We start from the raw sequence: 7,177 nt of genomic DNA, 5'->3' as shown, positions 1-7,177 counted from the left end.
GTGCTGGCCGCGATGGCGCCCGGCACCATCCACGTCAACATGGCCACCGTCTCCGTCGCGTTCGCGCGCGAGATGGCGGCGCTGCACGTCGAGCGCGGCGTCGGCTATGTCGCCGCGCCGGTGCTGGGCCGCGTGGACGTCGCGGCAGCGGGCAAGCTGAACATCCTCGCCGGCGGCAGCGACGAATTGATCGCGCGCGTGCAGCCCCTGTTCGACCTGCTGGGACAAAAGACGTGGCGCTTCGGCAGCGAGCCGGAACAGGCGAATGCGATCAAGCTCGCGTGCAACCTGATGCTCGCCTGCGCGATCGAAGCGACGGGCGAGGGCGCCGCGCTGGCGCGTGCCCACGGCGTGCCGGCCGCGGATTTCATCGACCTCGTCACCAGCACGCTGTTCGCCGGTTCGCCCGTGTACAAGGGTTATGGGGGGATGATCGCCGGGGAGCGCTATTCGCCGGCCGGCTTCAAACTGTCGCTGGGCCTGAAGGATGTGCGCCTCGCGGTGGAGGCGGGGCAGGGCAAGGGCTTGCCGCTGGCATTCGGCGAGACGTTGAAGTCGACCTTGCAGGATGCCGTCGCGCAGGGCGATGCCGATCTCGATCTGGCGGCGCTGGGCAAGCACGCGGCGCGGCGCGGCGGATTGAACTGATCACGGAAAGACAAACGGCAGCACCAGCACCAGGATGACGATGACGGGCAGGACCAGTGCCCGGCGCGTGCGCCGCTCCGGATAGGCCCGCGCCAGCAGCCACGACCACACGATGCCCAGCCCGGCGACGATGGACGAGCCGAGGTATACGACCATGCCGAGGCCCACCATGCCGATCGGATCGATGATCGGGACGCGGGGCGGCTGGCCGGGCACGGTCGTGATCAGGAAGGCGGCGACCCAGGCGATGTACAGGGCCAGCGGCAGGATGCCTGCACCCATCAGGAAGTTCGCGGAAACCGATTGGCAGCGTGGCGTCATGGACGAAGGCCCATCGTGTTGCGTCGTATTGACGCAAAATAATAAATAAACAACAAAGATTCCTTTTTGTAATGACAAAGTTCTTTTTGGAATGATATATTGATCTAAGTTAAACAAAATTAAGGAAATCTGCGATGAACGCGCGCTCCCGACTCGCCCTTGCCCTGCTTGCCAGCTTCGCCTTCAATGCCAACGCCAGCGTCATTACCGTACAGGTGGCGACCACGTCGCCCGCGGCGCAGGCAAACGCGGCTGCATACAAGCTGGCCGTGGATGCCGCCATTGCCAATCCCGCCGCGTACAAGGGCAGCAAGTCCGTCGCAGTGTACGACAACCTGGCGGTCAAGAATTACTTCGGCGGGATCAGCAATTACGCCTTCGAGTCCACGATCGATTTCGGCGTCACCGCGGCGCAGGCCGGCACGTGGAACTTCCGCACCGGCGTCGATTTCGGCTTCGGCGGCGCCCTGTTCGTCGACGGCGTTGCCCTCGGCTACAACACGCACGACATGTGGTGGGCCAACACCTACGGCGCGGCGAACGGCAGCCTGCAGGGCGCGCTCAATCTTGCGGCGGGCAACCACGTCCTGAAGATCTACGGCATCGAAGACTGCTGCGACGGCGCCATGCAGGCCCAGTTCAAGGCCGCGAATGCCGCCGCCTACGCCACGTTCGCCAGCACCGACCAGCTGAACGCCGTGCCGGAACCGGTCAGCATCGCGACGTTCGGCCTGGGTGCCGGCGCCATCGCCTTCATTCGTCGCCGCCGCAAGCAGGCGTGATATGCCGCGGTGCGGCATGCGATCACGTTGTTAATGGGAGTCCCTGGGCGTAACATCGGCGCTTTCCTACCGATGAGCTGCCCACAATGACAATACCAACCCGCATCCTCACCGCCGTCCTCTCCCTCCTGGCCATTAACGCCTGCGCGGCCGACGCCGCCCCGGCGACCCCACACACCGTCGTCCTGCGCGCCGCGCGCATGTTCGACGGCGCCAGCGGCAAGCTCGTCGAGCATCCCCAGCTGACCATCGTCGGTAACAAGATCGTCCGCATCGCACAAGCCGACAAGGCGGACGTGCCGGCCGGCGCCGAGGTCATCGATCTGGGCGACGCGACCCTGCTGCCGGGCTTCATCGACGCCCACGTGCACCTGTCCGGCCAGGGCAGCGACAACTGGTACGGCGACTTCTTCGACAACATGATGCGCTTCCCGGCGGAGCAGGCGCTGTACGGCGCCTATTACGCGCGCATCACGCTCGAGGCGGGTTTCACGTCCGTACGCGACGTCGGCTCGACGGACTGGGTCGCGCTTGGCCTGCGCAACGCCATCGACGCGGGCAAGGTGCCGGGGCCGCGCATGCTCGTGTCGAACTATGCGGTCGGCTCCACCGGCGGCCATGCGGACCAGGACCCGATTCCGCCGCATAAACTGCCGCTGGCCGGGCCGCTGCAGGGCGTGTGCAACGGGCCGGAAGAGTGTCGGGCCGCGGTGCGCTACCAGATCAAGTACGGCGCCAACGTCATCAAGTTCATGCCGTCGGGCGGCGTGCTGTCGCTGTCGGATCCCGTCGATGCACCGGAGCTGTCGCAGGACGAGATGAATGCCGTGATCGGCGAGTCGCACGCGTGGGGCCGCAAGGTCGCGGCGCATGCGCATGGCGACAAGGCGGCGAAGATGGCGGTGGCGGCCGGCGTCGATTCGATCGAGCACGGCAGCTTCATCGAGGACGACACGCTGCGCGCGATGAAGGCAAAGAACGTCTATCTCGTGCCGACGATTTCCGCCATCGCGCACGTCGAGGAAAAGATCGCCACTTTCCCGCCCGTGATCGCGGAAAAGGGCCGCGCCGCCGCGGCGCACCTGCGCCAGACGTTCCGCCACGCCGTGCAGATCGGCGTGCCGATCGCGCTCGGCACGGATGCCGGCGTCGGCGCGCACGGCACGAATGCGCGCGAATTCCGCTACATGGTCGAGAACGGGCTGACGCCTGCGCAGTCGCTGCTGGCCGGCACCGCCAACGCGGCTCGCCTGCTGGGCACGTTTGAGCGCGTCGGCACGCTGGAAGCGGGCAAGCTGGCGGACGTGGTGGCCGTTCCCGGCAATCCCATCGCCGACATCACGGTCACCGAGCGGCCGGTGTTCGTGATGAAGGACGGGATCGTCGTACGCAGGCACGCCGCACGCTGATCAGCGGTGGGCCGGCCGCAGGCCCAAGTCCGGCTGGCCCTCCACCGCAGGCTCGGACACCTCGCGTTCCAGCACGGCGCGGTACAAGATGCCGGCCAATGCACCGCCCAGCAGCGGCGCGAGCCAGAACAGCCACAACTGCGCGAGCGCCCAGGTGCCGGCGAACAGCGCGGGCCCCGTGCTGCGGGCAGGATTGACGGACGTGTTGGTCACGGGGATGCTGATCAGGTGGATCAGCGTCAGCGCCAGCCCGATCGCGAGGCCGGCAAACCCGACCGGCGCCCGCGTGTGCGTCGCGCCGAGAATGATCAGTACGAACATGAACGTCATGACCACTTCGGTGATCAGCGCCGACCCCAGCGAGTAGTTGCCGGGCGAGTGCGCGCCATAGCCGTTGGCGGCGAAGCCGGCCGCCGCATCGAAGCCCGGCTTGCCGCTCGCGATGGCGTACAGGACGGCCGCCGCTGCGATTGCCCCGGCCACCTGCACGAGGATGTACGGGCCGATCTGGCGGGCGGGGAAGCGGCCGCCCGCCCAGAGACCGACGGTCACGGCCGGATTGAAGTGGCCGCCGGAGACCGGACCGAGCGCGTAGGCGCCTGTCAGCACGGTAAGCCCGAAGGCAAGCGCGACGCCGGTGAAGCCGATGCCGACGTCAGGGAATGTCGCGGCCAGCACGGCGCTGCCGCAGCCGCCCAGCACGAGCCAGAATGTGCCGATGAATTCGGCGAGACATTTACGATACATGGCAACCTCCCGAGATGAGGGCGCCACGTCACCGCGCCCGCGGGGCGTGACGCTTTCACCATTCTAGGTGCCGCGCGGCGGGCCGCCAGCAAAATCGTGCAGCAGCCCGCCTGTGCGCCGTGTGCGGCCGGCGTTCAGGTGCGGACCGGACGTCCTTCCACCGCCGGCTCGGTCTCGTCGCGTTCGAGCAGGATGCGGTACACCGCGCCGCCCAGCACGCCGCCCAGCAGCGGCGCGAGCCAGAACAGCCACAGTTGCGCGACCGCCCAGCCGCCGACGAACAGCGCCTGGCCCGTGCTACGGGCCGGGTTGACGGACGTGTTGGTGACGGGGATGCTGATCAGGTGGATGAGCGTCAGCGCCAGCCCGATCGCGAGACCGGCAAAGCCCACGGGCGCACGGGTATGCGTCGCGCCGAGGATGATCAGCACGAACATGAACGTCATCACGAGTTCCGTGACGAGGGCCGCGCCGAGCGAATAGCCGCCCGGCGAGTGTTCGCCGTAGCCGTTCGAGGCAAAGCCGCCCGCGAGGTCGAAGCCCGGCTTGCCGCTCGCGATCGCATACAGCACTGCTGCTGCCGCGATCGCGCCGCACACCTGCACGACGACGTACGGAACGATATTGCGCGCCGGGAAGCGGCCGCCCGCCCACAGGCCGACCGTGACGGCCGGATTGAAATGGCCGCCCGAGACGGGGCCGAACGCATAAGCGCCGGTCAGCACGGTCAGGCCGAAGGCGAGCGAGACGCCCGCGAGGCCGATGCCGACGTCGGCGAATTTGGCGGCCAGCACGGCGCTGCCGCAGCCGCCCAGCACGAGCCAGAACGTGCCGAGGAATTCGGCGAAACATTTACGAAACATGGTGTGATCTCCCGGAGAGTGAAGTGCGCGACTTGTCGCAAAAGAAATTGTACAACAACAACGTTGTCATAAGATGATAGTTGACATCGTTACATTTCGCGGCTTTTCCCACGGCGCCATTTGCTAAGCTCGGCGGGTTCAATCCCGAAAGAGTACGACTCTAGTCGAACTAAACATGAGTGAATGTGTCCAATCGTGATCATGGAAAACAGAATGCGCACGGGCGAGGCTGTCAAGCTGCTGGGAATCACGGTCAATTCGCTGCAGCGGTGCGAGCGCGAAGATCGGTTTGACCCGGCTGCCCGCACTACCAAAAACCGGCGCCGCTACGTGGATTGCTTCTCAAGCAGATTGCATGGCCTGCGCATCTTCTGCCGCCAGTTGCGCGCGACTCCGGAGAGCAGCCATGCTGCTGGCGCACCGGATCAGGATTGACGCGACAGCGGAGCAGCGCGACTATTTTGCACGCGCGGCCGGCACCGCCCGCCGGGTCTGGAACTGGGCGCTCGCCGAGTGGAACCGTCAGGCAGCCCGCGGCCTGCGGCCAAACGCGATGGCACTCAAGAAGGCGTTCAATCGCATCAAGTATTCGGATCCCGACTGGCTCGACGCCGACGGCAAGCCGTGGCTGCGTGCCCTCCACCGCGACGCGCACGCCCAACCGTTCGCCAACCTCGCGAAGGCGTGGAGCCGATATTTCGAGCAGCGCCGCGCCGGCCAACCGGCGCACGCGCCGCGCTTCAAGAAAAAGGGCCGTTCGGCCAACAGCTTCTACCTGGCGAACGACAAGTTCCGGCTCGAGGGATGCAGCGCCGTGCTGCCGAAAGTGGGCCGCGTCGCGCTGCGCGAAACGCTGCGCTGGGGCGGCAAGATCATGGGCGCGAGTGTCTCGCGCGAAGCCGATCACTGGTATTTGGCGGTTCAGGTCGACGTGCCGGACCACCTGGCCCGGCGGCGTCGCACAGGTGACGCCGTCACCGGCGTCGACCTGGGCGTGACCAGCGCGGCCACGCTGTCCAGTGGCGAGAAGATCGCGGCGCCACGGCCGTTGAAGGCGGCGCTGCGGCGCCTGCGCATCCGCTCGCGCCGGCAGTCGCGCAAGCTGGAGGCGGCCAAGGCCGCGGCCGGGATCGTCGGACGCATAGTCAAGGGCACGCGCCTGCCGGCATCGAAGAACCGGACCAAGGGCGCGCTGGCGCTGGCGCGGCTGCTGGCGCGCATCGCGCGCGTGCGCCGGGATTTCACGCATAAGCTCACGGCCCGGCTGTGCCGCGAAAATCAGGCGCTGGTGATCGAAGACCTGAACGTGCGCGGCATGCTTGCCAACGCGCGCCTGGCGCGCGCGATCGCCGATGTCGGCTTTTACGAATTCCGGCGCCAGCTGACGTACAAGTCGGGACGCTACGGTACGCACATCGTGCTGGCCAAGCGCTGGTACCCGTCCAGCAAACTGTGTTCGGCGTGCGGTACCCGCAACGGAGTGCTGGCGTTGGGCGACCGGGCGTGGACCTGCGCCGGTTGCGGCGCGCAGCACGACCGCGACGTGAACGCGGCCATCAACCTGCAACGGCTCGCCACCGGCGCCCTCGCGGCGCGCACGGCGCTACCCGAGGCGAGCCAGGCGGTAACACGTGGCACTGCCGCCGGCCGGGGGCCGGCGGGAGGCGGGGAAGTGACGCCTGTCAGGCACGAGCACGGTCAGCGAGACGGCTCGGGGCAGGAAGAGTATGCTGTGCACATTTGCACACGTAATCGATAGCAGCATCATGGAATTCAAGCAGGCATGGCCACTGGGGCTGGCATTCGCCCTCTCGTCCGTGGCAGCGGTAGAAGCCCCCATCCAGAGCGTCACCTTGTACCCCGGCAGCGCCACGGTGGAGCGCGTCGCGCAGGTGGCGGCCGGCGCGACGCAGGTCGAGATCACGGGCATGCCCGCCAACTTCGACAAGGACACCGTTCGGCTGCAGGCCGATGCCGGGATCCAGGTCGGGCAGGTCGTCACGCGCGACCAGGCGCGGGCCGACAGCCCGAGCGCGCGCGAGGCGGACCTGGAGGCGAAGGTGCAGGCGCTGCAGGACCTGGTCGCCGCGATCGATGCGGACATCAAGTCGGCCCAGATCGTGCAAGGCTATCTCGAGAAGCTGGGCACGGGCGGCGACAAGCCCGCGCCGGTCGATGCTAAGAGCCTGGCCGGCACGCTGGACGCGATCCGCAAGGGCGCCTTCGATGCGCTCGAGCGCGTGCGCAACGACGAGACGAAGAAGCGCGCGTTGACGAAGCAGCTCGACGCCGCCCAGCGCGGGCGCGCGCGGCTGTGTGTTATTAACAAATGAAGCTGACGACGAATAAAGAGGTGTAGATATAGGTGGTGGGCGTATAATTTAAAAAAAAAATGGGGGGGGGGGGG

The 7,177-nt window shown here is 67.1% G+C and carries 9 protein-coding genes; 6 read left to right on the top strand and 3 right to left on the bottom strand.

The features are described 5' to 3' along the window. Positions 1-648, top strand: a 648-nt coding sequence (locus tag ACEN88_RS20775) for an NAD(P)-dependent oxidoreductase (protein WP_413342594.1), incomplete at its 5' end; no start/stop codon positions are given. Here ACEN88_RS20775 and ACEN88_RS20770 read toward each other — a convergent pair. Then, on the bottom strand, positions 649-969 hold the full coding sequence (locus tag ACEN88_RS20770) for a hypothetical protein (protein ID WP_413342592.1): 321 nt from the start codon (positions 967-969) through the stop codon (positions 649-651). Positions 970-1,103: 134 nt separating this feature from the next. On the opposite strand from ACEN88_RS20770, the gene ACEN88_RS20765 reads away from it, so the two are divergent. Next, positions 1,104-1,751: a CCXG family PEP-CTERM protein gene (locus ACEN88_RS20765; RefSeq protein ID WP_413342590.1), complete on the top strand. Its 648-nt coding sequence runs from the start codon at positions 1,104-1,106 to the stop codon at positions 1,749-1,751. 86 nt (positions 1,752-1,837) lie between these two features. Then, positions 1,838-3,160, top strand: a complete 1,323-nt coding sequence (locus ACEN88_RS20760) for an amidohydrolase family protein (RefSeq protein ID WP_413342588.1) — start codon at positions 1,838-1,840, stop codon at positions 3,158-3,160. On the opposite strand, the gene aqpZ (ACEN88_RS20755) is transcribed toward ACEN88_RS20760, so the two are convergent. Together aqpZ (ACEN88_RS20755) and aqpZ (ACEN88_RS20750) are read right to left on the bottom strand one after the other, a co-directional pair. Further along, positions 3,161-3,907, bottom strand: coding sequence for an aquaporin Z (aqpZ, locus tag ACEN88_RS20755; protein WP_413342586.1), 747 nt, complete (start codon positions 3,905-3,907; stop codon positions 3,161-3,163). It lies immediately after the preceding gene. A 134-nt stretch (positions 3,908-4,041) separates the two neighbouring features. Next, a complete protein-coding gene (aqpZ, locus tag ACEN88_RS20750; RefSeq protein ID WP_413342584.1) occupies positions 4,042-4,770 on the bottom strand; it encodes an aquaporin Z in 729 nt (242 codons plus the stop codon). Between the two features lie 213 nt (positions 4,771-4,983). On the opposite strand from aqpZ (ACEN88_RS20750), the gene ACEN88_RS20745 reads away from it, so the two are divergent. From ACEN88_RS20745 to ACEN88_RS20735, 3 genes are read left to right on the top strand one after another with little or no spacing between them, the layout of a single operon-like run. Next, positions 4,984-5,205: a MerR family transcriptional regulator gene (locus ACEN88_RS20745; protein ID WP_413342582.1), complete on the top strand. Its 222-nt coding sequence runs from the start codon at positions 4,984-4,986 to the stop codon at positions 5,203-5,205. Continuing rightward, positions 5,177-6,529: an RNA-guided endonuclease InsQ/TnpB family protein gene (locus ACEN88_RS20740; RefSeq protein ID WP_413342580.1), complete on the top strand. Its 1,353-nt coding sequence runs from the start codon at positions 5,177-5,179 to the stop codon at positions 6,527-6,529. The genes ACEN88_RS20745 and ACEN88_RS20740 overlap by 29 nt, the downstream gene beginning before the upstream one ends. 7 nt (positions 6,530-6,536) lie before the next feature. Continuing rightward, on the top strand, positions 6,537-7,103 hold the full coding sequence (locus ACEN88_RS20735; protein WP_413342578.1) for a DUF4140 domain-containing protein: 567 nt from the start codon (positions 6,537-6,539) through the stop codon (positions 7,101-7,103). Positions 7,104-7,177 lie beyond the last annotated feature (74 nt).

The organism is Massilia sp. CT11-108, assembly GCF_047302915.1.
Taxonomy (GTDB): Bacteria; Pseudomonadota; Gammaproteobacteria; order Burkholderiales; family Burkholderiaceae_D; genus Telluria; species Telluria orientalis.
This window is presented reverse-complemented; position numbering and strand designations above follow the sequence as displayed.